26 protein-coding genes and 1 pseudogene are annotated in these 23,981 nt (G+C 40.1%); 14 read left to right on the top strand and 13 right to left on the bottom strand.

Going from position 1 to position 23,981, the window contains the following annotated elements; translation table 11 throughout:
* Nucleotides 1-157: 157 nt before the first annotated feature.
* Nucleotides 158-616, top strand: a complete 459-nt coding sequence (locus J2S78_RS00365) for an ASCH domain-containing protein (RefSeq protein WP_306895216.1) — start codon at nt 158-160, stop codon at nt 614-616.
* Between the two features lie 24 nt (nt 617-640).
* Nucleotides 641-739: pseudogene (locus J2S78_RS00370) on the top strand (SAM-dependent methyltransferase); the annotation flags it as partial.
* 353 nt (nt 740-1,092) lie between these two features.
* On the opposite strand, the gene J2S78_RS00375 reads toward J2S78_RS00370, so the two are convergent.
* The gene (locus J2S78_RS00375) at nt 1,093-1,566 is read right to left on the bottom strand and encodes a hypothetical protein (RefSeq protein ID WP_306895218.1); all 474 of its coding nucleotides are present in this window, start codon (nt 1,564-1,566) and stop codon (nt 1,093-1,095) included.
* 493 nt (nt 1,567-2,059) lie between these two features.
* On the opposite strand from J2S78_RS00375, the gene J2S78_RS00380 reads away from it, so the two are divergent.
* Both J2S78_RS00380 and J2S78_RS00385 read left to right on the top strand, forming a co-directional pair.
* Complete coding sequence (locus J2S78_RS00380; protein WP_306895220.1) at nt 2,060-3,031, top strand: BMP family lipoprotein; 972 nt, start codon at nt 2,060-2,062, stop codon at nt 3,029-3,031.
* Between the two features lie 219 nt (nt 3,032-3,250).
* Entirely contained in the window at nt 3,251-4,690 is a 1,440-nt protein-coding gene (locus J2S78_RS00385; RefSeq protein WP_306895222.1) for a methyl-accepting chemotaxis protein, read from the top strand.
* 71 nt (nt 4,691-4,761) lie between these two features.
* Here the strand turns inward: J2S78_RS00385 and J2S78_RS00390 are convergent, their stop codons facing one another.
* The 4 genes from J2S78_RS00390 to J2S78_RS00405 form a co-directional block, all read right to left on the bottom strand.
* Nucleotides 4,762-5,049, bottom strand: a complete 288-nt coding sequence (locus J2S78_RS00390) for a hypothetical protein (protein ID WP_306895224.1) — start codon at nt 5,047-5,049, stop codon at nt 4,762-4,764.
* A gap of 11 nt (nt 5,050-5,060) precedes the next feature.
* On the bottom strand, nt 5,061-5,672 hold the full coding sequence (locus tag J2S78_RS00395; RefSeq protein WP_306895226.1) for a DUF421 domain-containing protein: 612 nt from the start codon (nt 5,670-5,672) through the stop codon (nt 5,061-5,063).
* 256 nt (nt 5,673-5,928) lie between these two features.
* Complete coding sequence (locus tag J2S78_RS00400; RefSeq protein WP_306895228.1) at nt 5,929-7,230, bottom strand: voltage-gated chloride channel family protein; 1,302 nt, start codon at nt 7,228-7,230, stop codon at nt 5,929-5,931.
* 291 nt (nt 7,231-7,521) lie between these two features.
* Nucleotides 7,522-8,103, bottom strand: a complete 582-nt coding sequence (locus J2S78_RS00405; RefSeq protein WP_306895231.1) for a DedA family protein — start codon at nt 8,101-8,103, stop codon at nt 7,522-7,524.
* Nucleotides 8,104-8,316: 213 nt separating this feature from the next.
* Here J2S78_RS00405 and J2S78_RS00410 point away from each other — a divergent pair, with 213 nt between their 5' ends.
* Entirely contained in the window at nt 8,317-9,087 is a 771-nt protein-coding gene (locus J2S78_RS00410; RefSeq protein ID WP_306895232.1) for an inositol monophosphatase family protein, read from the top strand.
* Between the two features lie 34 nt (nt 9,088-9,121).
* Here the strand turns inward: J2S78_RS00410 and J2S78_RS00415 are convergent, their stop codons facing one another.
* Nucleotides 9,122-9,466, bottom strand: a complete 345-nt coding sequence (locus J2S78_RS00415) for a DUF4190 domain-containing protein (protein ID WP_306895234.1) — start codon at nt 9,464-9,466, stop codon at nt 9,122-9,124.
* Nucleotides 9,467-9,556: 90 nt separating this feature from the next.
* Between J2S78_RS00415 and J2S78_RS00420 the strand changes: the two genes are divergently transcribed.
* The 9 genes from J2S78_RS00420 (at nt 9,557) to J2S78_RS00460 (ending at nt 15,931) form a co-directional block, all read left to right on the top strand.
* The gene (locus J2S78_RS00420) at nt 9,557-10,228 is read left to right on the top strand and encodes a uracil-DNA glycosylase (protein ID WP_306895235.1); all 672 of its coding nucleotides are present in this window, start codon (nt 9,557-9,559) and stop codon (nt 10,226-10,228) included.
* A 20-nt stretch (nt 10,229-10,248) separates the two neighbouring features.
* Entirely contained in the window at nt 10,249-11,085 is an 837-nt protein-coding gene (locus J2S78_RS00425) for an aldo/keto reductase (RefSeq protein WP_306895237.1), read from the top strand.
* Between the two features lie 260 nt (nt 11,086-11,345).
* On the top strand, nt 11,346-12,626 hold the full coding sequence (locus J2S78_RS00430) for an ammonium transporter (RefSeq protein ID WP_306895239.1): 1,281 nt from the start codon (nt 11,346-11,348) through the stop codon (nt 12,624-12,626).
* A gap of 4 nt (nt 12,627-12,630) precedes the next feature.
* Nucleotides 12,631-13,644, top strand: coding sequence for a DUF294 nucleotidyltransferase-like domain-containing protein (locus J2S78_RS00435; protein ID WP_306895241.1), 1,014 nt, complete (start codon nt 12,631-12,633; stop codon nt 13,642-13,644).
* A gap of 2 nt (nt 13,645-13,646) precedes the next feature.
* Entirely contained in the window at nt 13,647-14,381 is a 735-nt protein-coding gene (locus J2S78_RS00440) for an exonuclease domain-containing protein (protein WP_125560304.1), read from the top strand.
* Nucleotides 14,382-14,445: 64 nt separating this feature from the next.
* A complete protein-coding gene (locus tag J2S78_RS00445) occupies nt 14,446-14,778 on the top strand; it encodes a MerR family transcriptional regulator (protein WP_306895244.1) in 333 nt (110 codons plus the stop codon).
* A gap of 91 nt (nt 14,779-14,869) precedes the next feature.
* Nucleotides 14,870-15,061, top strand: coding sequence for a hypothetical protein (locus J2S78_RS00450; RefSeq protein WP_306895246.1), 192 nt, complete (start codon nt 14,870-14,872; stop codon nt 15,059-15,061).
* A 174-nt stretch (nt 15,062-15,235) separates the two neighbouring features.
* Nucleotides 15,236-15,538 carry a DUF5327 family protein gene (locus J2S78_RS00455; protein WP_306895248.1) on the top strand — a complete coding sequence of 101 codons (303 nt, stop codon included), beginning with the start codon at nt 15,236-15,238 and terminating at the stop codon, nt 15,536-15,538.
* Between the two features lie 21 nt (nt 15,539-15,559).
* A complete protein-coding gene (locus tag J2S78_RS00460; RefSeq protein ID WP_306895250.1) occupies nt 15,560-15,931 on the top strand; it encodes a DUF423 domain-containing protein in 372 nt (123 codons plus the stop codon).
* Between the two features lie 46 nt (nt 15,932-15,977).
* Here the strand turns inward: J2S78_RS00460 and J2S78_RS00465 are convergent, their stop codons facing one another.
* From J2S78_RS00465 to J2S78_RS00495, 7 genes are all read right to left on the bottom strand, one after another.
* On the bottom strand, nt 15,978-16,790 hold the full coding sequence (locus J2S78_RS00465) for a DUF368 domain-containing protein (protein ID WP_306895252.1): 813 nt from the start codon (nt 16,788-16,790) through the stop codon (nt 15,978-15,980).
* 98 nt (nt 16,791-16,888) lie between these two features.
* Nucleotides 16,889-17,215, bottom strand: a complete 327-nt coding sequence (locus J2S78_RS00470; RefSeq protein ID WP_306895254.1) for a DUF3817 domain-containing protein — start codon at nt 17,213-17,215, stop codon at nt 16,889-16,891.
* A gap of 209 nt (nt 17,216-17,424) precedes the next feature.
* Complete coding sequence (locus J2S78_RS00475; protein WP_306895256.1) at nt 17,425-19,584, bottom strand: ATP-dependent Clp protease ATP-binding subunit; 2,160 nt, start codon at nt 19,582-19,584, stop codon at nt 17,425-17,427.
* Nucleotides 19,585-19,973: 389 nt separating this feature from the next.
* Entirely contained in the window at nt 19,974-20,408 is a 435-nt protein-coding gene (gene gerQ, locus J2S78_RS00480; RefSeq protein WP_306895258.1) for a spore coat protein GerQ, read from the bottom strand.
* Between the two features lie 71 nt (nt 20,409-20,479).
* Nucleotides 20,480-20,905, bottom strand: coding sequence for a cell wall hydrolase (locus J2S78_RS00485; RefSeq protein WP_306896962.1), 426 nt, complete (start codon nt 20,903-20,905; stop codon nt 20,480-20,482).
* A gap of 174 nt (nt 20,906-21,079) precedes the next feature.
* On the bottom strand, nt 21,080-21,829 hold the full coding sequence (hemQ, locus tag J2S78_RS00490; RefSeq protein WP_306895260.1) for a hydrogen peroxide-dependent heme synthase: 750 nt from the start codon (nt 21,827-21,829) through the stop codon (nt 21,080-21,082).
* Between the two features lie 142 nt (nt 21,830-21,971).
* Nucleotides 21,972-23,897, bottom strand: a complete 1,926-nt coding sequence (locus J2S78_RS00495; RefSeq protein WP_306895262.1) for an oxidoreductase — start codon at nt 23,895-23,897, stop codon at nt 21,972-21,974.
* Nucleotides 23,898-23,981 lie beyond the last annotated feature (84 nt).

Below are 23,981 nucleotides of genomic sequence, written 5' to 3' on the forward strand. Positions count from 1 at the left end.
AAGGCTAGAATATTATGGACTCTAAAAACCCTAGAATTGAAACAGGGCAGAAATGATAATCCTTTTGAAGTTTTGACGGAATGGGATAGAAAAGAAATACAGTTTTCACTTGGTTTTGTGGATTAGACATTTAAATGGGAAAGTAGGTTGATATAATATGAAAAAAGATTCCATTATTCAAATGTGGGAGGACTACCAAAAAATAAATCCAAATGCTCCAAAAGTTTATGATGCATGGGCATTTGGCGATTCAAAAGAAATGGCTGATGAGCTTGCAAAATTAGTGTTAGAAGGAACGAAAACAGCGACAGCATCAAATTATAAGTTATATGAATTGGAAAAAGAGGAATTACCATATGCTGGTCTCCTCAATATTATTCTCGATGGGGAGGGAAATGCTGTAGCAATAGCAGAGACTACCTCAGTAGAAATCGTTCCCTTCGATGAAGTTACAGCAGAACACGCATATTTGGAGGGTGAAGGTGACGGTACATTAAGTTATTGGCGCGACGTTCATGAACCCTTTTTCAAAAAAGAATTTGAAACTATAAACCAAGATTTTGATTACAAAATGCCAGTTGTTTGTGAAAGGTTTAAATTGGTTTATAAAAAATAAAGTTTAACAGGAGGAATATTAAAAATGGATATTACACAACAAAACAGTAATGCTTAGGATAAGATGGTTGAGGAAGGATCGAGATATACGAAATCTGTAAGTAGTGAAGTTATTGAACAAAGTTTAATACAATCTTAACCAACTTGAATTATTCCACACGGTTCAAAGATGAAGCAATGTCTTCTAAAAACAGAAGATATTGCGCTTAATTTTCTTTACCAATAAATGAAGGAAGCAAAACCGTATCATAAATAGAGGCACAAGGAGTATCATTTGATTCAGAGGAGAATCCTTGTGGTAAATCAATGATTATCACAGCTGCGGCCATCTTCGCAAAAAAAGCTTAGCAAGGTGCAGGCCAAACCACTGAAGAATGTGCGGAATTCTACTGCTTCGTGCAGTCTGTCGAGCAATGTAATTTCTATTGTAAAGTCAACGTGGACAAGTCTTCGGCTCGGAAATCTTCATGTTTTCGGTTATTTCGCTTGGGGTTGTTTGAACACTTCGTCCTGCCACAGTTGATACAGATAGATGATCAATGCAAAACCGACCATCATAGCAACAACAGCTATTGTAGGCAAAGTCGATTCACTCGAAACAAGCCCCATCCGTTGCCATATCGGGTAAACGATATACATAAATACCCCGTCCAAAAGTATATTGACAGTCAAATACAACCAAAATTTCCGGAAAGTAAAGCGGAATACCCAAATTACTATAACTAAATATGCTCCATACACCCAAGGAACCGGGACGACTTTATCCCACCCGAACAGACTGGAACCTGTCTCTTTCCACCATCCGTATTGGTAAGCCGCTTGATATGCCAAGGTATGAATAACGGCCATAAATAGAGCGACCGGCATGTACCGGCGTACAGTATTCATTTTCAATAAAAACAAGGACGCATAAGGCAATATCAAGAGGGACCAGAGAATAATCTGTTTCATGTCATTAACACCCCATATTGGCTTTATGTGTAGTGTTACTCCCCGTTCATATATTTATTCGATAAAAGTAACTGAAACACCGACTTTGTTAAGCAGAACAACATTCCAATTGGGAATAATGTTTGTAGGTTGGTCACCATTAATAGGGTTTTTCCTTATTCTTTATATACCATGTAAGCTTGGTACTTTCGTTGCGACTGTTTATCCTTGCAGTGATGGTTCAGCTGTATATACTTTTCGTACAGTTGTTTCACAAAGAGTCTATGCAGCACGAAAAACCCGGACGATGGTTTACACTGTTCGGGCTTTTCTGTTTTGTCCCCGTCTCTTGTGAAAGAGTGCTGTATGAAGATTAAGCATGAAGCTGGCGGAGAATGTCTTGCACATCGACATGCGATCGTTTCTCTTTAATTTTTGTTAAATGAATGTAAAACCCTTCAAACAATAGGAAATTTGACGATTAAAAGGGGGAGACAGGTTTAGGGGGAAAAGCATGAAAATCAAAAACCTTTTTATTATGGTGATAGGGCTGTTCAGTTTGTTGTCACTAGCAGCATGTGGTCAGGAACAGGAAATAAATGCGACGGAAGGAAAGGTTAAAGCCGGCGTCATGATGTCTGATACCGGCCTGGGAGATCAGTCCTTTAATGACCTTGCATTTGAGGGGCTTGTCCGGGCCAGAGATAATATGGACGTGGTGTTTGATTACAGAGAGATTTCCACAACAGACACGTACGAAAAAGGTATACGTGAGTTAGCAGAACAGGATAATGATCTTGTTATTGGGATAGGATACCAGCTGCAGGAAGCTCTTGAAACCGTTGCGGGTGACTATCCGGATCAGCAATTTATGATTATTGATGCTGTGTCGGATATGGAGAATATTACTTCTGTTAACTTCAAGGTAGGCCAGGCTAGTCATCTAGCAGGTATGACAGCTGCTATGACTACAGAAACCGATCATATCGGTTTTGTTGGCGGGCAGGATGTAGAAATTATCAATAACTTCTATGATGGTTATGAAGAAGGGGCCAAGGCAGTGAATCCCGATATTGTGATCGACAAGGAATATGCCGGTACATACGAGGATGACCAACTGGGAGCGGAACTGGCGGATGAAATGATTCAAAACGATGCGGATATTATATTCGCAGCTGCCGGCTTTACCGGAGTTGGTGTACTGCAGGAAGCGCAAGCCCAGGGGATATATGGAATAGGTGTAGACACAGACCAGTATTTTCAGGCGGAAGAAGCGGTTATTACTTCTGTGATGAAAAACATCGATAATGCCATCTATCAAGTGATTGAGCGTATGGCTGACGGAGAAGCGCTGTCAGGAGAGAATCTGGAGTTTGGCATTGCCGAAGAAGGGGTCGGATTAGCGCCATTACGTGTGGCAGATTTTCCTGACAATCTTAATCAACAACTAGATGCTGCCAAAGAAGACCTGGCAGATGAATCATAGGAGGAAAAGATGTCCATAAAAAAGAAATTACTCATCAATACGTTGACGATCGTCGTACTGGCAGCAGCTATTATTGCCTTCATCATTTTCAACATGATGCAGATTCAATCTTCCAGTGAGGATCAAGTGGAAACGCTCGTCACCATTGAAGAATTCAAATCGCAGACTAACGCCGCCCAGCTGAACTTATCCAGCTTTTCAACGACACAGAGTCAGGAATTGGTTCAGGAAACCACATCATCCATTGAAGCAACCGAAGAGCTTCTCGGCCAGCTCGAGGACATCACAGTGAACGAACAAAGCAGTGAATATATTACAAGAATAACCAATAAATTCAATGAATGGACAGAAGCCACAATGCAGGCCATGAATGCTGAAGATGGTAATGCTGCAGACCAGCAGGCGTCCCGTCTGGCAGGTATCGAAAATGATGTCTATATGCTTCAGCTGTTTGCAGAAGCAAGTTATGAACAAGCACAGGCGGCACTGGATCAGCAGGTACAGTTCATTATTATCACCAGTATCGTAAGTGTTCTGCTACTCATTATTATTAGTCTTGTGGTTTCTAATCGGATCACCAGCCCAATTACAAAAACATTGAGGCAGCTGGCGGAGAACTCCAATAAAGTAGCCAATGGAAATCTTTCCATTGAGCCGATTTCCTATCAAAAAAACGATGAACTGGGGCAGTTGAATGATTCGTTCTATCAGATGATTGAACAGATTAGGACATTACTCCAGTCCATTCGGTCCGTCAGTGAGAAGGTAGAAGGGTTTGCCGGTCAGATTGAAAATGATAATGCTACCGTGACAGAAATCAATCAGCAGGTGGCCACCTCAACTGATGAACTGGCACAGGGCACACAGACGATTGCCTCCGACCTGCAGGATTCAGTCACAAAAGTGGAAGACATGGATAAAGCCTTCACGTCGAATGTCGAGTATACGAAGCAGTCTGTTCAATACGGAGAAGAAGCGATTGAATCCGTTCAATCCGGCAAGGAAGCACTTGAGAGACAGCGGACACTTGTTCAGGAAAATACAGAGACGACCGAAAGCATTAAAGAAGCGACGAAATCCTTTGTGGAGTCGACGAAAAAAATCCACTCTATGGCGGATTCGGTTTCCGACATTGCCGGTCAGACAAACTTATTGGCCCTGAATGCCGCCATCGAAGCGTCACGAGCCGGTGAAGCTGGCAAAGGGTTTGCCGTCGTTGCCGAGGAAGTCAGGAAGCTGGCTGAACAGACCACGAAAGAAACGACCAGGATTTCCGATATGGTTGGATCGATTGAAGAAGGAATAGAAGCTGTAACCACAGCGGTGGACCGAGGGGTTGCGATTTCAGCAGAAGAACAAACTTCCATGGAAGCCACGAACAGCTCCTTTGAAGATATTCATCAAAAAGTGGCCTCTATTACAGATAAACTCGAGGAACTGCTGCAAAGTGTGGAACACTCAAAAGGGCTTCAAAGTGACGTCCTTGAAAACGTGGAAAGTATCAGTAGTGTTGTCGAAGAAACGGCAGCAGAAAATGAAGAAATTTCATCATCGACACAGGAACAGCTCGGGACCTTCCGCAATGTAGTGGATAAGGTGAGCGAACTGCGGACCCTTACAGATGAATTGAATGGCACGGTGAATAAATTCACGCTCTAAGACGAACATGTTTTTTCTAAATGGAACCAAAGTAAACCCGGATCTCTCTTTGATGGTCCGGGACTGTTTTTTTATGAAAGAATTTTTATTAGTTGTGATAATCTAATTAACCCTTCTTCTAACTGCTCTAATGAGGCAAAAGAGTACGATAACCGAAGATGGTTAAAATCATTTTTATCATATACCATTCCCGGATTGAATAAGATATGTTCTCTGAGTGCTAGATTAAATAATTTCTTAGTTGAAATATCTGACTCCAGCCTAAGCCATATATAAAAGCCACCTTTGGAAATACTCCAAGTAGCAATCTTCGAAAAATATTCGTTTAAGATTTGAATGGTAAAATCCGCTTGGTCCAATGGTATTGCTCTTAATCAAGATTGTCTTTAGGTTTTTCTTTATGCTTTCTGTTTTTAATCTCAGTAAATATATTATCGGACACATTTGCTTGAGTTGTTGGTGTTCCATTCGGAGGATTAGGTTGATTTGATTCAATCAGCGATTTCAGCATTTGAATATCCTCTTTAGTAGCGTATTGTTTATCGGACTTTAACATATATCCTAACTGACCGTTTGATTCTATTGTAGCCCACTCTAAATCAGTGAAATGCTGGATGTTTTGTTGCCTCATTCTTACTTCAAGCATATCAACCGTTAACCGCAGCTTTTTCAAATTGCTTTCATTAACTTGGCCGTTTTCTACTACTATAAGTGATTTTCCATAAATAAAAGTCTCTAGAGCATCCGATTTCAAAACGATATACTCAATAAAAAGAAGTGTAATCACCATTAGAAATGTAATCACCATTGTAATCCAAATGTTCCTGTCGCCAACAGGTTGAATAATCAATGACCCAACAGCTATCATCATAACAGTCTGAGCAACCGTAAGCTGTGAGATTGATTTTCTTCCAGCTAACCGCAAAATAAGTACTCCTCCAACGACGACGACAATAGCTTTCCATATGAAGTGTAAATCCAAAAACATCCCCTCTTTTCAAACAATATATTAATGCTGCTTTGCGGTTGACCCTGTCTGTTTATTAAATAGGTTTAATGTTTTTAAATTCGAATGTCTATAGTAATAAAGTTTACGGAAAGAGCCATAAATAAAATCCCTATACAAAATGTTTGATATCAATTGCACTGTTTTTCTTTTGGATTATATCCTTTAGAACTATACTATAATAGTGCGAAACTAAAACGGCAGCATATTGCCTTTTTTTACGACTGAACTTCTAAAGTTTTTTCTTTTTCTCAACATTTTCAATAGTTTCTGCTGGGGGAATATTATATAATCTGCTCTTAGGTTCATATATTTTTTGAGAAGGCCAGAGTCCATGATGTCCTGAGAATAGATAGCTGACTAAACAAGCAACAAAAAAGTACTCTAATCCTTTTCCATCAAACATTTCCATTGCCAACAGGAAAGCTGCTATAGGGGTATTAGCACCTCCACAGAAAGCAGCGATTAATCCCAATGCAGCAAGAAATGACATAGGTAAATCAATAAATGTGTGTAAGGTATTACCTAATGTTGCCCCGATAAAAAATAGAGGGATAGCCTCACCGCCAACAAACCCGCTCCCGAGAGTTACTGCTGTAAATACCAGCTTGGCAAGGAAAGCAAAGGGAGGGACTTTCTCTTTAAAAGATTGTTCTAACATCTCTAATCCCCGGCCATTATAGTCTTGTGAATCAACAATTAATGTTAATACTACAATGATGATTCCTCCAAAAAAAGCTCTCTTCATATGGTTTTTCTTGAAAAGTTTCTCAGAGTAATGTTGTATCTCGTGTCTCAACTGACAGTATAAAACACTTATCAGGCTGAAAATGACAGATATAAGAATAACTTTTAGAAATGTAATAATAGATATTTCCGGTATGTGCTGTATAATAAATTCTTCGTGTTCATGTCCCCAAGCTGCTGTAATTATATAGTGACCAATAAAGCTAGCCACAAGACAAGGAACAAGTGCTTCAAATTTCAGCTTTCCTAAAGCAGCCATTTCCATACCAAAAACAGCACCAGTTATGGGTGCTCCAAAGGCAGCACCAAAACCAGCACTTATGCCGCTCATAATTAAAATTTTCTTGTCGAGTCTGTTTACCTTAAAAAATTTGTTGACCGCTGCAGCTACACTTCCTCCCATTTGGACAGCGGCACCTTCTCTTCCTGTTGAACCACCAAAAAGGACTGTAATAAAAGTCCCGAAATAGACGATAGGCCCCATTCTCCGCGGAACCTCTTTTTTTCCGTGAACGGAGTCTATCACGAGATTATTCAATTCAGCAGTGTCATTCAAAGTATAATTTAAAAAGACCTTTCCGTAGTTCATATATATGTATCCTATGATAATTCCTCCAAAAGGGAGAAGGAAGATAAGCCAATCTCTTTTTGCTCGTATAACATCTCCTAGATAATCATTTGTTTCTAAAAGAAAATTTGTTGTCGAACCTACAACTACACCAATTATGCTTCCAAAGAAAATCCACTGACCAAGAATTGAAAAAAAGTTTTTATACTTTAACTGCATTTACCAAATCACCTCATTTCAACCTTTTATGAACATCATCGATTTTATTTTTGCCCAATGTATTAAAATTATTAAAATAAGTATTGAATATTGAGATTACTATTAATAAGGAAACATTAGAGACAATTATTTGATACCAAGAAAATAAAGATAGAGGAGAACGGAAAAGAAATAAAGAAAAGCATTTTCTGTTTTTCTTCAGAAAATGCTTTGCCATCTAATAAAGTGAGAAGAACTGTATCATAAGTGAGAGAAAAATGCTGCCAATTACGGTAGCATTTATGTGAAAGGTTATTGTTTTCTTGACGAAGTTCTTTTTCTACGTTTCATCCGATAATAAATGTACCAGCTTACGGCTCCGCCAAGTAGTACCATCAGTGCGTATTGGATGTTCTGAAACCACGTATATACGATTTCTATGTTTCCAAGTCTCCCTAAATAAAGCATGAGGAGGGAAACCGGCCAAACACCGATAAATGTAAAAAAACCATAACGAACTGGTTTGATTTTGTAAAAGGCTGCGACGTAAACAATGTATCCCATGCCAAGTACTCTTCCTGCCGTAATGGTCCATTCCCGATAGTTCTCCATGAATTTCATCATTTGTCTTGTTCCGGCTTTATCCACTCGGTTTTTCAGTAAATGGTCATAGCGAAGAGACACCCAGTATGGGATATAAGCAACAGCAGTGTATAGGAGAGCGGCATAAATACTGAGTAGTATCCATTCCCAACCGGTCGGATCTATAATATAACCGTAAACTAATAGCACAATAGCAGCAGGAAATGGGAATGATATTGCTTCTACGGCTATTCCTAGAAAGAGTCCGGCAAGTCCTAATTGTTCGAGAGTGTCTAGTAGAAATGCAAGCATATGTAAGCTCCTCATGGTATGTAAGATTCGGAGAGTATCTTTAATTTAACATATATATAAAGAGAAAACGTGAGTGTTTGCTCATATTATTTATGGTAGTTTTTGTTTGTGGGTTAGCTATAGCTGTTTCTTTTGTTGCAAAGCTTTTGTGTTTAAAAATAATATTGGATATGATGAAAGAAATAGGTGCTAGAGAAAGGATGTCTTTTATTTATGAATCAGTGGAAACAAATGCTTGAAGATGCCAAAGAGTGGGCGAAAGAAGCGGGACAAAAACAGTTGGAACGGGCAGAAGGACCGATGGAAGTGAATAGCAAATCATCAGCTATTGATTTTGTTACGGAATTGGACGTTTGGACAGAAAACTTTTTAACAGAAAAAATTCAAGCCAATTACCCTGGTCATGTCATGAAAACAGAAGAAAGCGGAAACTACGATGGAGAATCTGACTACGAGTGGGTGATTGATCCGATTGATGGAACGGTCAATTATGCAAGAGGCTTGCCTTTTTACTGTATTTCTATTGGTATTCGTTATCAAGGAGAAACAGTCATTGGCTTGGTTTATGCGCCAAAACTTGGAGAAACGTTTGAAGCGATTAAAGGCGAAGGTGCCAGTTTAAACGGTCGTCAGATACATAGTTCAAGTACTTCACAACTAGATAAAGCAGTGATAGCTTCGGGTTTTCCTTATGATAAAGGGATGACTGAAGATAATAATTTACCGCATGTTAATAAGCTGCTTCCGCAAATTGGTGGATTAAGACGTATGGGTAGCGCTGCGTTAGATCTATGTCAGGTAGCATGTGGAAGGTTAGATGGCTATTGGGAGATTAAATTAAAAGACTGGGATGTTGAAGCAGGAATCCTGATTTTAAAAGAAGCAGGAGGAGAGGTCTTAAAGATAGAAGAGAAGAAGGGCTTGTATGTTATGGCTGCGAATTCTTTTCTACATTCTAAAATACAAGCCTTCATAATTCGTTAATATACATGTTTCACGTGAAACATGTTAGAAGCTGCTAAAATGAATTGGGATTTTGTTGCATGAATGCACTAATACCGATAATAGCAAAAATGATGAATAGAACAGAAAGAACAAACCCAACGATACTACAAATATTACCTGCTATGGCCATGCCGCGCCCATTTTGTCCTGTGCGTTTTACTTCTTTGAGTCCCAACATACCAAAAATGAAGCCTAAAATGGAGAATATTGGACTTAAAATAAACAAGAGAGGTACGTTAACCACAGATAAAATACCAAGAACAAGGGAAGTAATTGCTTTACCATTCGTAGTAATTGGGTAATCGCTCATTTCATAATCAGTCGGGTTCGTCGTGCTATGTTGTTGATCGTTTTCCAAAGTTATCACCTCTTTCTAACAATGTATTTTAACATATTTACTATTAGTTATGATAAATAATGCGTATGGAGGAGAAAAAGGAGGGGAATAATGACGATTTTAAAGAATGATTGGGCTTCACGGTTGGCACAAGAATTTGAAAAAGATTATTATTTACAATTAAGGGAGTTTTTAAAAACAGAATATAGGGAACACAATGTGTATCCGGATATGCATGATATTTTTAATGCTTTGCATCATACATCTTATCAGGAAACAAAAGCGGTCATTCTTGGACAAGATCCGTATCATGGACCTAAGCAGGCGCATGGACTGAGTTTTTCTGTACAGCCTGAGGTTAAAATGCCCCCGTCGTTACAAAATATATATAAAGAGCTATACGAGGATTTGGGGTGCTCTGTACCGAATCACGGCTGCTTAACAAGTTGGTCCGAACAAGGTGTTTTACTGTTGAATACTGTATTGACAGTAAGAGCGGGGCAGGCTAACTCGCACCGGGGAATGGGATGGGAACATTTCACTAATGAAGTGATAAATCAAGTGAATAAAAAGTCAGATCCTGTGGTATTTATACTTTGGGGGCGTCATGCTCAATCAAAAGAACAGCTTATTACCGCAGATCATCACCACGTTATCAAGTCACCACATCCAAGTCCTTTTTCTGCACATAAAGGATTCTTTGGAAGCCGGCCTTTCTCGCGCACGAATCAATATTTACAAGAGGCAGGAAGGCCGGAAATAAACTGGTGTATTTCCAATTAAGTAAAAGGAGGCAGTAATACATGAGTATTCAAACATCGGTACAAAAACTAGCTAATGGGGTAGAAATGCCTTGGGTCGGTCTAGGTGTATTCCAAGCGGAAGCCGGCAATGAAGTGAAACGGGCAGTGAAATCAGCACTCGAAGCGGGGTATCGCAGCATTGATACCGCATCATTTTATGGAAATGAAAAGAGTGTTGGAGAAGCAATTAAAGAAAGTGATATCCCGGTAGAAGACATTTTCATAACCACGAAAGTGTGGAACGATGAACAAGGTTTTAATGAAACATTGGAAGCTTTTGAACGTTCCCGTGAAAAACTTGGAGTGGATGTTATTGATTTATACTTAATTCATTGGCCGGTTCCGGGAAAATATAAAGAAACATGGGGAGCACTCGAAAAACTTTATGAAGAAGGAAAAGTTCGCGCCATAGGGGTAAGTAACTTTACAGAAGAACACTTGGAAAATGTGATGAAGACCGCTAAAGTAAATCCGATGGTAAATCAAGTTGAGTTTCATCCACGTTTATTCCAGAAAGGTCTACTTGAATATTGTCAAAACCATGATATTCAATTAGAAGCTTGGCGTCCACTCGGAAAAGGTGATCTTCTAGGAGAAGATGTAGTGGAACGTATAGCCCAAAAACATGGCAAAACCCCGGCACAAGTTCTAATTCGCTGGTCTGTAGAGAATAAGGTTGTAACTATTCCAAAATCTGTAACACCTGAACGAATCAAAGCTAATGCGCAAGTGTTTGATTTCTCTTTAGATGTAGAAGACTTGCAGGCTATTGATGGGATGAATGAAAATAAGCGTTATGGATATCATCCTGATGAATTTCCATATGATAAAGTATAATATATAAATGTAAGAAGAAGCTGCTCAAGTGTTTATTTTAATACACTTGAGCAGCTTTTTTTATGAGATAGGAATGTTTAAAATGTGGATCTTCATTCCCCTGATTCGTAACTACATCATTTTTTAGCGTGTTTTTAATTAATACGTTAGGTTTTCTAACACAAGAGTAGATTCATAGAAATTTATCTGTAAAATATGAATTAACGAAAGATGTTAACTAAGTTTACATCTAATTTAGAACACGAAAGGGGAGAATGTTCATGGATCCCATGATATTAATGGATAATCTTTGGATCATGATCGCATTTATTCTAGTTATTTTAATGCAAGGTGGTTTTATTCTTTTAGAGGCGGGGTCAACCCGTATGAAAAACGCCGGTCACATTGCCGGTAAAACTATTTTCACATTGGGAATTGCATCTCTTGTGTTTTGGGCAGTAGGATATGGATTTATTTATGGAGATAGTGCAGGGGGATTTATTGGTTTATCTAACTTTTTCTATGGTGATTATGCTTTTGAAGGAGAAGGGCTATCTAGTTCTGTTGACTTCATTTTCCAATTAGCTTTTGCTGCTATTGCTTTAACGGTTGCTTTTGGCGGTTTTGCTGAAAGGGCAAAGTTGTCTGCTTATATTATTTTCGCTGTGTTATTCTCGGCAATTGTTTACCCAGTCGTTGCTCACTGGGTTTGGGGCGCAGGCTGGATTGGTGAACTTGGCAAACAAGACTTCGCTGGTTCGACCGTTGTTCACTTAACTGGTGCGATGGGTGCATTGGCCGCAACTCTTTTATTGAAACCTCGTATCGGAAAGTATAACAAAGACGGATCTCCTAATGAATTAGCAGGTCATAACCAGGTATTTACAGCTCTTGGGGTATTGCTTCTTTGGGTCGGCTGGTTCGGATTTAACGCAGGTAGTACATTTGGTGTAGCAGACGCGTTCTTTGGATTTGTCGCATTAAACACTCAACTTGCCGCCGCTGCTGGTGCAGTAGCCGCTCTCTTAATCGGTTGGGCTTCTCTAGGTAAAGCGGATGTACCTACGATGTTGAATGGAGCACTTGCCGGACTTGTTGCAATTACAGCATCTTGCGCGTTCGTTGCTCCTTGGGCTGCGGTACTTATTGGTGTTATTGGTGGACTGATCGTATTTTACAGTATGAAATTCTTTGAGAAAAAGGGAATTGATGACCCGATATTTGCTTTATCTGTACACGGTGCAGCTGGTGTATGGGGTACGTTATCAACTGGATTTTTTGCAACACCAGAACTTGCAGAAATGAATGGCGGGCAAGCTGGACTATTTTACGGCGGTGGATTAAGTCAACTCGGCGTACAGTTTATCAGTGTTGTAGCTTGCGGGTTATTTGCTTTCATTGCCTCTTACATTCTATTATTAATCACTAAATCTTTAACAGGAGGACTTCGCGTATCCGAAGAAGAAGAGATTATGGGACTCGATATGAGTGAACATGGAAGTTACGGTTATCCAGAAAGCGTAAATCCGCAATCATCTACTTCTACAAACACAGGTGCGTGATAAAATGACATCTTCATTTTTTAAAAAGGAGGGGGATTCTATTCCTCTTCCCTCTTTTCATAACTATGAGGAAATAAGGCAAGCGAGAGTGAAAGAAACTCAGGTGGCAGCAAGCGACTCATGGCAACTGAATGAAGCCCATGACAGGTGGGTGCTTGAAACAACAGCTCTTGCCGTGAAACATGTACAAAGTGAGCGGGGGACTGCCCCTGCTCACTTTGTGTTTTTTTTGATGGGCAGTGCAGGCAGGCAGGAACAAGGAGTATTCAGTGACCAAGATCATGGCATTGTTTTTGAAGGAGACGAAGCTGATCACCAGGAATACTTTTTAACACTAGGGGCAGAAATTCGTGAAGGGATGGCGATTGTTGGTTATCCACGATGTGAAGGAAAAGTAATGGCTTCTCACTCGAGATGGTGTCACGGAAAAAGCGGGTGGGAAGATCAAATTGATCGATGGATTCATGAAGATACATGGGAAACATTGCGCCATTTACTAACGTTCATTGATGCAAGAGCATTAGTAGGCAAACGAGAGCTGCTGGCTGACGTGAAAAATTATGTCTTCTCTCACATCGAATCAAATGCCAATCTTTTAAAACGATTATCCGAGAACATTTCTTATATTCATCAGGGAATAAATGCATTTGGACAACTGCTTCCTGATGAAAAAGGTCCTTATGCTGGATCCATTCACATGAAAGACGTAGGATTCTTTCCTTATGTGCATGCTTCGAGATTACTTGCTATAAAAGAAGGGCTACACGATACGTCAACGATAAGACGTATACGCCATGTAGAAGACAAGTATGCTTTTGTAAAAAATAAGGCAGAACATTTTCAGTATCTTTTAGAGCTTCGAACGGATTTTTCCAATAAGCAACAGACGTATGAGGATGTTCATTATATTCCTGTGGCCCAATTGACAAAAAAGCAGAAGCAACGGCTGAAATCGGCGATAAAAGAGGGAAAAACCCTTTTTCAACAAACGAAAAAGCTTGTGGAGTCAGGTGAGTGAGTATGGTAATGAATAATATGTTTCAGTGGGTTCGCCAAGTTTCCGGAAAGTTAGGAGCCCCGATGGTACAATCGATTGATCAAGCAAGCCCCCAACATCAATCTTTTATGCGTCAATTGCAAAAGGATCTTAAGGCGAAACAACCTTTACTCGAGCCATTGGATACACTGGAGTTTACAGTGTTAGATTTGGAGACTTCAGGGTTTTACCCAGATGGTGGTGATAAAATTTTATCTATTGGAGCAGTGAAAGTAAAACAAGGAAAGGTGGTTTATGATGAAACCTATTATTCCACCATTTCTGAGCCTGATGCGCTATCGCCGGAAGTAGCTGAATTAACGGGTCTCACAAAAGAGGAATTGCACCAGTCTCCCAATGTATCTGAAGTTCTGCAGTCGTTTTATGAGTATATTCATACCGATATTTTAGTTGCCCATCATGCCAAGCACGAAAAGAAATTTCTGCAGCATGCTACTTATCAATCAAGTGGAATGCAATTTCAGCATCGGTTGTTGGATACATCTTTTTTATTTAAAATAACAGCTCCTGATCAATCTTCCGTTGAACTGGATGCTTGTTGTGATTACTACAAGATTCCGATCAACAACCGACACCATGCACTAGCTGACGCGATTATGGCAGCTGAACTTTGGGTGTGTACTATTCAAGAGGCTATGCAAAAAGGGTATGAAACACTTCAGGATGTATATGTTCAATTAAACCGGCAATCTCGGTAATTCTCATTCATTGTATGATAACGACATATGCATTCTAAACACTTAATAAAGGAGGAGGGGCGAGGTGACAGATCATATCCCCCGTCGTACCGCTTGCTTTCCCATAAGCGTTGTACAGGAGTTAACATCGTTAAGCGCTCGCCAGATTCGATATTATGAGCAACAAGGTTTGATTTTTCCAGAAAGAAATGAAGGGAATCAACGCCTGTTTTCCTTGGAAGATATAGATAAGTGTGCTGAAATAAAAGAACTTATTGATCAAGGATTAAACATTGCTGGAGTGAAAACGGTTTTGGCTTCTAAAAACCCTGGTTCAAACAAAAATAATACACATTCGGTTGTTAAAAAGAAAGACATGACTAGACTGCGAATGTATTTGAATGAGCTCGATTTGTAAAAGAATTTTACAATTATATGACAAATGCCGCTTCTCCCGTTTAACTGTTGCAGTACTCGGGAATTTCTCCTATGAATGGGAGGTGTTACGCATGGCATTCATTATGGTGGATGATATGCAAATTCCAGCAGGTAAATATGACAAAGAAGAAGAAGCGAAAAAAGCAGCCGCTGAAAAAGATTTGGTTGTCAAAGATAATGAAGGCAGTTTCTGGGTCATAGATGAAGAAAACTATTCGAAAATTGAAGCACTAGGATATACGATTGTGGCAAAGGAAAACTAACCGTTCCATACTATCCATTCGCTTCGGCTTCTCGTCATCAGAATTGGCGGTGAGCCGAAGTTTATTTGTGAAAATGGACTATTTCGTGGCAAAAGCAATGGTATGGCTCTCAAACATATAAGAGCTGTGTTATAATTCGTGCAGGATGAACTTTTTAAGGGTTAGGTGAATCATATGAACATTTCTGCTCGTACGGTAGTAGATAAAATGGAAGAAGAATTTATGCAGCTTGCTGACGGTTTAGATAGAGAGGAAGAAACAACGGTAAAGGAGCATGCGAGAGTGATAAAGGCGTATTGTGACATTATTCTCGGAGAAGAAAAAGAAGACATAAAAAAAACAATGTCCACTCAACGAGCACAGTCTTCCTTTGAAAAAATGCCATCGGCTCCTATCTCAACAGGATCCCCCGTGGTTTCTTCCGGCCAGACAAGAAATGATATTCCTTCCACGGAAGGCAATTTACTCGAATTTTAAAAGCATGGGCAGGTGAGAACAATGTGGAAAGTATTTGTGATATTAGGTGCTATTAATGCTGCTGTGGCTGTAGGTTTTGGAGCGTTTGGTGCGCACGGTCTCGAAGGAAAGCTGAGCGATCGTTTAATGGAAGTTTATCAAACAGGCGTTCAATACCATATTATGCATGCACTGGGGCTTTTGGCGATAGGATTAGTGGCAGCTTACGTTGGAGGTTCTGCTTCTTTATCTTGGGCAGGTTGGCTGCTGTTTACAGGGATTATTGTTTTCTCAGGCAGTTTGTATACGATGGCGTTCACAGGCATTTCTTGGCTTGGTGCGATAACTCCTATAGGCGGAACGGCCTTTATAGCAGGATGGATTATGCTTGTTATAGCTGTTTTGAAAGTTTAATCATATATGAGCAAAGGCGGTCCCGAAATTACGGAGACCGCCTTTGCTATGCTCGTTCGATTTTTCCTAAAGTGATAGCAACGAAGAGTCCTGTCAGTAACGTAATAATGCTGATAATGAGCTGGAGAAAACTCGCGTCAAGTCCTGGAAATATCACAAATAAAGATCCCACGAGAAGACCTGTCATGACAGCGTACGTTCCCGTTGTATGATGGTGTAACAGGTACTGTATGAATTTACTCATGATTACAATACCAAGAACAACGCCTACAGCTACTGTAGATAAAACAGGTATATTCACTGTGCTGACAGCCTCAAGAACGGTCGTAAATACACCGAGAATGACTAAAATAAACGATCCGCTCACTCCAGGTAAAATCATAGCCGTGCTTGCAAACCAACCGGAGAAAAATAAAAGTACATAATCACCGATAGATAACGATTCCATGATAGGGGACTCTTCTTGAAAAAATCCGATAAAAATAACAAGTCCAGCCCCAATGACTAAAAGAAAATAGTGTTTTCCGGTGAATTTCCGTTTGTAATCAGCTTCGTTTAATAGAAAAGGGATGGTTCCTAAAATGAGACCGATAAATAAGAAAAAAGTCGGCTGCGGGTATGACTCTAGCAGCCAGTCCAAAAGATTGCTTAGACTGAAAATGGCGATGAGAATACCAAGGCCAAGCGGAATAAAAAAACCAAGCTGCTGCTTCCAACGCCGAGTAAAAAAGTTATTAATCGCTGCAATCAGCCGATGATAAATACCGAGCACTAATGCAATGGTCCCCCCGCTTACCCCGGGGATAATGTCGCTTGCCCCCATAGCTATACCGCGTAGTATGTTTTTCCATTCAAACATGACGGGTCTCCTTTATGTACAAGTGTCTTAGTGATTGTATGTTTCAGACGTGAGTATATGTATGGAAAAAGAGATGGTCTTTCTCTTTTTCATAGGGGTTATGAGCCAATTGCTGAATCTGGTGCGATGCCGTTTTCTTCTTCCTTCTTTAGACTTTTATCAAAAACAAAGGGTCCAAACGGAATAACAGAAACAATCATTGCCGTCATGGCTCGAGGTATAGCCCATCGACGTAGTATCCATACAAATAAAACAGCGGCGATATATATAACAAACAAACCGCCGTGTAGCGCTCCGACAATTGTAACGGCCATGTCCATCCCTAGTCCGTATTTAAGCGGCATTGCTAGAAATAGCAACACGATAAAGGAAAGTCCTTCAAGCATACCAGCTATTCTTAATCTGCCAATGGCGGAAGACATCATATTTATATTCACTCCAATAAGAAAATTTTATCGATTGTACATTAGAATCATAGCATGGAAAAAACAAGACTACAATGGACGTTTTATGACGTTATTTTAAATGAAAGAAGGGATAATCTCTGTTGGAGACATCCCTTCTTTTACGATTTATTTAACTATACAACAGACCCTAAAAGGACATAGTATCCATTAGGGTCCGTTCTTGGCAGTTATTCCCCTTTGACGACTTTTAAATCTTGATCTTCAACCGTTACACTAATATTTTCAAGATTTTCTTCTTCTAGCATAAGATCGGCGATGCCGTCTTCTACTTTTTCTTCAATGACACGACGTAGTGGTCTAGCACCAAATGCTGGGTCATAGCCGAGTTCTGCAATCAATTCTTTTGCTTCTTGAGAAACGGTAATCTTCATGTTCTGTTCTTCTGCTGCTGCAAAGATATCAGCGAGCATAAGGTCAACGATAGTGACAAGGTCTTCTTTTTCAAGTTCATGGAAAGAGACAATGCTGTCAAAACGGTTTAAGAATTCAGGTTTGAAATAGTCAGACAAGGACTCTGTTAGTTTTGGTTCCACGTCTTCTTTATTTCCGAAACCTACTGTTACTCGTTTCATGTTGGAACCAGCGTTTGATGTCATAATAATCACAGTATCTTTAAAGCTTACCGTGCGTCCTTGACTATCAGTTAAACGTCCGTCTTCCATGATTTGCAGGAACATATGCTGTACATCAGGATGAGCCTTTTCAATTTCATCAAGTAAAATAATACTGTATGGCTGACGACGAACCTTTTCTGTTAGTTGTCCTGCTTCATCATGTCCTACATATCCAGGTGGGGATCCTACTAGTTTTGAGACAGAGTGTTTTTCCATATATTCACTCATATCAAGACGAATCATCGCTTCGCTGTCTCCAAACATTTCTTTAGCAAGGGATTTGGATAGCTCGGTTTTTCCGACACCTGTTGGTCCAACGAATAAGAAGGAACCAATTGGACGAGTACCACGACGAAGGCCGGCGCGATTACGGCGAATCGAACGAGCTACTTTGCTTACCGCCTCGTCTTGACCAATGACGCTTGCACGTAGACGGTCCGGAAGATCTTTCATCTTTTGCTGCTCGTCTTTTTGCAGGCGGCGTACAGGAATTCCAGTTTTATTCTCAACAATTTGTTGGATAGTTTCTACATCTACGACCGCTTCTTTGTGTGCAATATCACCGTTTTCTTGGGATTCTTCGAGCTGCTTTTGAAGCTTAGATTCTTCATCCCGAAGTTTAGCGGCACGTTCATAATCTTCTTGTTGTGTTGCTTTTTCTTTATCAGCTGCAAGTTGTTCGATACGGCTTTTCAATTCTTGTTCATCATCTTCGCTGTGGATGAGGTTGATTTTTGAACCTGATTCATCCATTAAGTCAATTGCTTTGTCTGGAAGGAAACGATCCTGAATATAACGATTGGAAAGATGGACACAAGCCTGCAATGCTTCATCGGTGTAAGTGACTTGATGGTACTTTTCGTAATTATCTTTCAATCCTTCTAGAATAGAAGTGGAGTCTTCAAGAGTTGGCTCATTAACCATAACAGGCTGAAATCTGCGTTCAAGTGCCGCATCTTTTTCGATTTTACGGTATTCATCGAGCGTTGTAGCACCAATGACTTGAACTTCACCGCGTGCAAGGGCGGGCTTCATAATGTTACCGGCATCAGAGGAACCTTCTGCTGAACCAGCACCTACAATTTGATGAACTTCATCGATAAAGACGATAACGTTTTTACGTTCTTGCAGTTCTTTCAAGAGTTGCTTCATTCTTTCCTCAAATTGACCGCGAACCCCGGTGTTTGCAACAAGAGAAGAAACATCGAGTAGATAAATGTCTTTATTTTTCAGCTTATTAGGAACGTCCCCTTCTGTAATCCGAAGAGCAAGTCCTTCTGCAATGGCTGTTTTTCCGACACCAGGTTCACCAATGAGGACAGGGTTGTTTTTATTACGGCGATTTAATGTTTCCACTACTCGTTCGACTTCATTATGACGACCGATAACAGGATCAATCATTCCAGCGCGTGCGGCATCAGATAGATTTTTTCCGAGATCTTCGAGCAATCCACCGCCTTTACCCCCACCAGATTGTTGGGCTTGTCCGTTTTCTTCTTGAGCGGCGTTCATTTGTTGTCCGTTCATCATGTCATGAAAAAATTGATCAAATGGAGATTGTCCGCCGCCTCCAAAGTTAGAAGGCTGTTTCATTTCGTTTCGTACTTCGTTATAGCAAATGTCACATAGATTCATTTTTTGTTGATAACCGTTAAGATTCATATTTAATTCAATACGTGCTTGACGTTGTTGGCAATGTTCACATCTTCTCATTTTACGTGTACCTCCTTTACGTTTAAAAAAACTTATCTCATATAAAATAGTAGTTATTGTGTCTTTGTTAATGGGGTAAGAGTATGATAACTCTTACGCTTTCTGTTTATCAAATCATCTGCTTTGACTTTGACTATCTTTGACCTTGTAACTATATTATATCTTGACCTTTTTTGACTTTCAAGAGAAAAGCATATATTTTTTTGCGAGCGTAAGCCACCAGCACTATGTAGAATAAAAAAGGATAGAATTTGGGTGGTTTTCCCAAGACAAGATCTGTTTTTTCATGAACTTGAAAAAGCAGCGCATGTTTAAAAGCGCGCTGCTTTTTAGCAAGAGTATAGTAACAATATCACGAATGAGTAAATATTAAACATATTATGCTCATGTTATCGGTTGATAAAAGTTGAATCTTCTCCAAATGGATAGTCATAATTAATTTCTTCATCAAACACGATGTAGTCCAAATACACCATAAGTAGCAAATACCATTTGCCATTAGCTTCATCTCTTAATATAATATGGTCGCGTCCAGCCTCGTCAATGATTCCTTGGAAAATCATTGACTGCCAGTCGGGATTTCCTTCGAACGTCATATAGACTGTTGCTTGCTTACCTTGATTTAGACGTAAGATGTTTTCGATGTAAGATTGTTCTGCTGGAAGCATGCCGTTGCCGTTACCATTACCATTACCATTATTATTTCCCATACCGTTATTCATGCCGTTGTTCATTCCATTTTGTTGGCGCATGACCATTTCTTCTCCATATGGAGAAAACCCGCCATAATTTTGCATTGGGTACCAAGGATAATAATTGTACAAATGCTTCTCCTCCTTCAAGTGTAAAATATTGTAACCGCTGTTTTCTCAGATCTCGGTGGATCTGCAATGTGTTACCGGTAGACTTCTGGACAATCTTCGTAAGATGGTGAAAAAAAGCAGTGTGCTTTGAAACGGCCCACGTTAGGCTGACCAAACCAAGTAGCCGGACATTCTCCTTCTGGACGATAAAACCATAAAGAGTTTTCAGCTGGGTTGAACCTTTCTCCTTGTACGAGGCGGCGAGCAAGTCTGATTTCCCGACTGCGTGCTCTTTGATAGAAATAGCTTTCTTGAACAGCTTCAAATCCACCAGGTGACTGGTATACCATTTGTGGAATGGAGCGAATGTTTTCAAAATCGATGCAATTAGCATATACTCGATTTACCATCACATTCCCTGCCAAGAGCATTCCCAGATTGCCTTCTCCTTCAGCTTCGGCTCGCATTAAACGAGCGAGTATCTTGAGATCTTCCGTTGGAGCCTTGATGATAGCGATGGGATCACCCCTTTGACCTTCATACTAGTGTAATTTATGTGAGGGGAAGAGGAGATATGACTAGAAAAGAGCAAGATGTTTACTGGATCTTTTTTGTGCTTTGTACAAGAAGGGAAAAGGTGAGTGAATCTTTATACAAAAAACCGACCTACGTGAGGCCGGTTGTGATGAAAGTTAAATATGAAAGAAAGATTCTACGCTTTCAGGTTTTAAAATATTTCCGACATAGAAGGATCCAAAATCGCCGTAGCGAGCAGACACTTCGTCAAAACGCATCTCATAAATCAATTTTTTAAACTGAAGAGCATCGTGGGCAAATAGTGTAACAGCCCATTCCCAGTCGTCAAGACCAGTTGAGCCTGAGATAATCTGTTTGATTTCTCCAGCGTATTTGCGCCCTGTCATTCCATGTGCTTTCATAAGCTCAACTCGTTTTTCAAGAGGGAGGGAGTACCAGTTATCGTCACCTTCCCGTTTTTTATCCATTGGATAGAAGCAGATATGATCCCACTTCGGTAAGATAGGATAAACTCTGGCACGCATATTCGGGTTGTCCAATGGATCGCTTCCGTCTTTTGGAGGGGTGTAGTTGCCTTGCTCTACGACAGATACATAAGAGTATGTCTGAATCGTATAATCAGCAATGCGAAGTTTGTTAAATTCATTTTCAATCGAATCTAAGTCATTCATAGAAGAGCGCAAGTTCATCATGATAATGTCGGCTTTATGGCCCACGACGGTGTAAAGGGCGTAGCTTCCGTTTTCTTCTTCTTCGATTTTCTGCCAACCTTCTACCATTGTTACGAACTCTTGAATCATGCTTTGCTTTTCATCATTAGGAACGTTTCTCCAAGAAGCCCAATCTATTTTTCTCAAGTCATGAAGGCAAAACCAACCATCAAGCGTTTGGGATGGTTCACTCATTATGTATCACTCCTTATTAAAACCTATCTTTTGATTTCTACTATACCATAACGAAAGAAAAACCTAAAAAGTAAGCAATCGTACCGCTAAAAATTTGAAAGGATTATACGGCGGTGGGAAGGGAAAGGGCTGTCTGATATGACTAAATAGACCGCCCAATCATCGTTCCATCATAAATAGCAACTTCTGCATTTAATCCTAATGCTTTGCTGGCACCGCCAATCATGTGTACCTCTTTCCCTTTTTCTGATAACTCATTATATAGAGATGGATTGGGAAGCTGTCCGCTAGCTGTAATGATAGTATCTGCTTCTATCCATTCTTCTTGATCGTCTAAGCTGATATGAAGTCCTTTTGTCGTTATTTTTTTGTAGGTAACGCCACCAACCATTTGGATGCCCTTCTTTTTTAAATCTAATAATGTTGCCCAACGAGTTGTTCGTCCAATCCCTCTGCCGAAAGTTTTACTTCGCTGAAATAACGTAATTTCTGAATGCCCTTTCTCATATAAAAAGGAAGCCAAGTCACAGGCAATGCCGCCGCCTCCTATAATTGCGATGGTTCCGGTTACGCTTGCGGTTTCTTCAAAAACATCTTGATAGGTTAGAACATTGATTTCTTTCAAACCTGGAATGTCAGGTTCTCTCGGAATAATACCGGTTGCCGTTATTATTTCATCTGCCTCTTCCACGAGCGGATGATCGACGTTTATAGAGGTGTTACAAACGATGTCTACCTTAAGTTTTTCTAATTGTTTCTTATAATAACGAATGGTTTCGTTGAATTCTGATTTACCTGGAACGATGCGGGAATAGTTAAATTGCCCACCGATATGGGAACGTTTATCGGCAATGGTTACGTGATGCCCTCGCAAAGCCGCGACTCTTGCTGCTTCTAATCCTGCTGGTCCTGCGCCGATAACAAGTATGTTTTTCTTCTGTTCAGCTTTTTCAATTGTAAATATTAATTCTCTGCCTGCTTCCGGGTTTACAATACAAGAAGCAGACTTACTTTCAAAAACGTGATCTAAGCAAGCTTGATTACAGGCGATGCACGTATTTATTTCATCTTCTCGTCCTTCTTTTGCTTTGGTTAAAATTTCTGGGTCGGCTAAAAAAGGGCGTGCCATGGAAATCATATCAGCTTTTCCCTCAGAGAGTATTTTCTCAGCATCTTCGGTTTGGTTAATTCTGTTGGAGGCAACGACGGGAATGGAGACATAATCTTTTATGTTTGCCGCTATATCGGTGAAATGATTACGCGGGACTTTCATAGAAATGGTCGGAACGTTTGACTCGTGCCAGCCGATTCCTATGTTTAATAAGTCAATACCGGATGATTCCAGCTGTTGTGCTAAAAAGAGTGTTTCTTCTTCTGTTGTGCTGTCCTTGATGAGATCTAACCCAGACATGCGAAAAATAATAGGGAAGTGCTGACCGACATATTCTCTAACAAGTCTTGAAATAGCAAGAGGAAAATGAATACGGTTCTCAAACGTGCCGCCCCATTGATCGGTTCGTTTATTTGTAACAGGGGAGATAAACTGATTAATTAAATAGCCTTCGGATCCCATGATTTCTACAGCGTCGAAACCGGCACGCTTGGCACGTTCGGCACTATCGGCGAAAGCTTGAATAGTACGGTGAATGTCATGAACATTCATTTCCTTTGGCTCATCTGGATTTATCGGTGATTTAATAGGGGAGGGGGCTATGGGGTCGGTGCCATTCATTGATTTATACGCATATCTCCCAGCATGAAAAAGCTGAAGGGCTATTTTTCCACCAGCATCATGGACTGCTTTTGTTAAAGGAGTCCATCGTTCAATGTCTTCTTCTTCCGCTATAGACATAAAGTTTTCTCCGCCGCTCCCTTCAGGTGATACGGCAGCTCCGCCCGTTACAATCAAACCCACGTTTTCCTTTGCTCTTCTAACGTAGAAGGCAATTAATTTTTCCATACCGTTATTTTCGCCTTCAAGACCGACATGCATAGACCCCATCATAACCCGGTTTTTCAACGTAGTATTTCGTAAGGTAATAGGAGAGAATAAATGCTCGTAAGACATAACAAACGCCTCCTTGTTCTTTTATCGCTAAAAGATAATGAGTGTTATTAGTATGAAACAAATAAAGAAGAATAACCGTTCTCT

Origin of the sequence: Salibacterium salarium, from assembly GCF_030813635.1 — a bacterium.
GTDB lineage: Bacteria > Bacillota > Bacilli > Bacillales > Marinococcaceae > Salibacterium > Salibacterium salarium.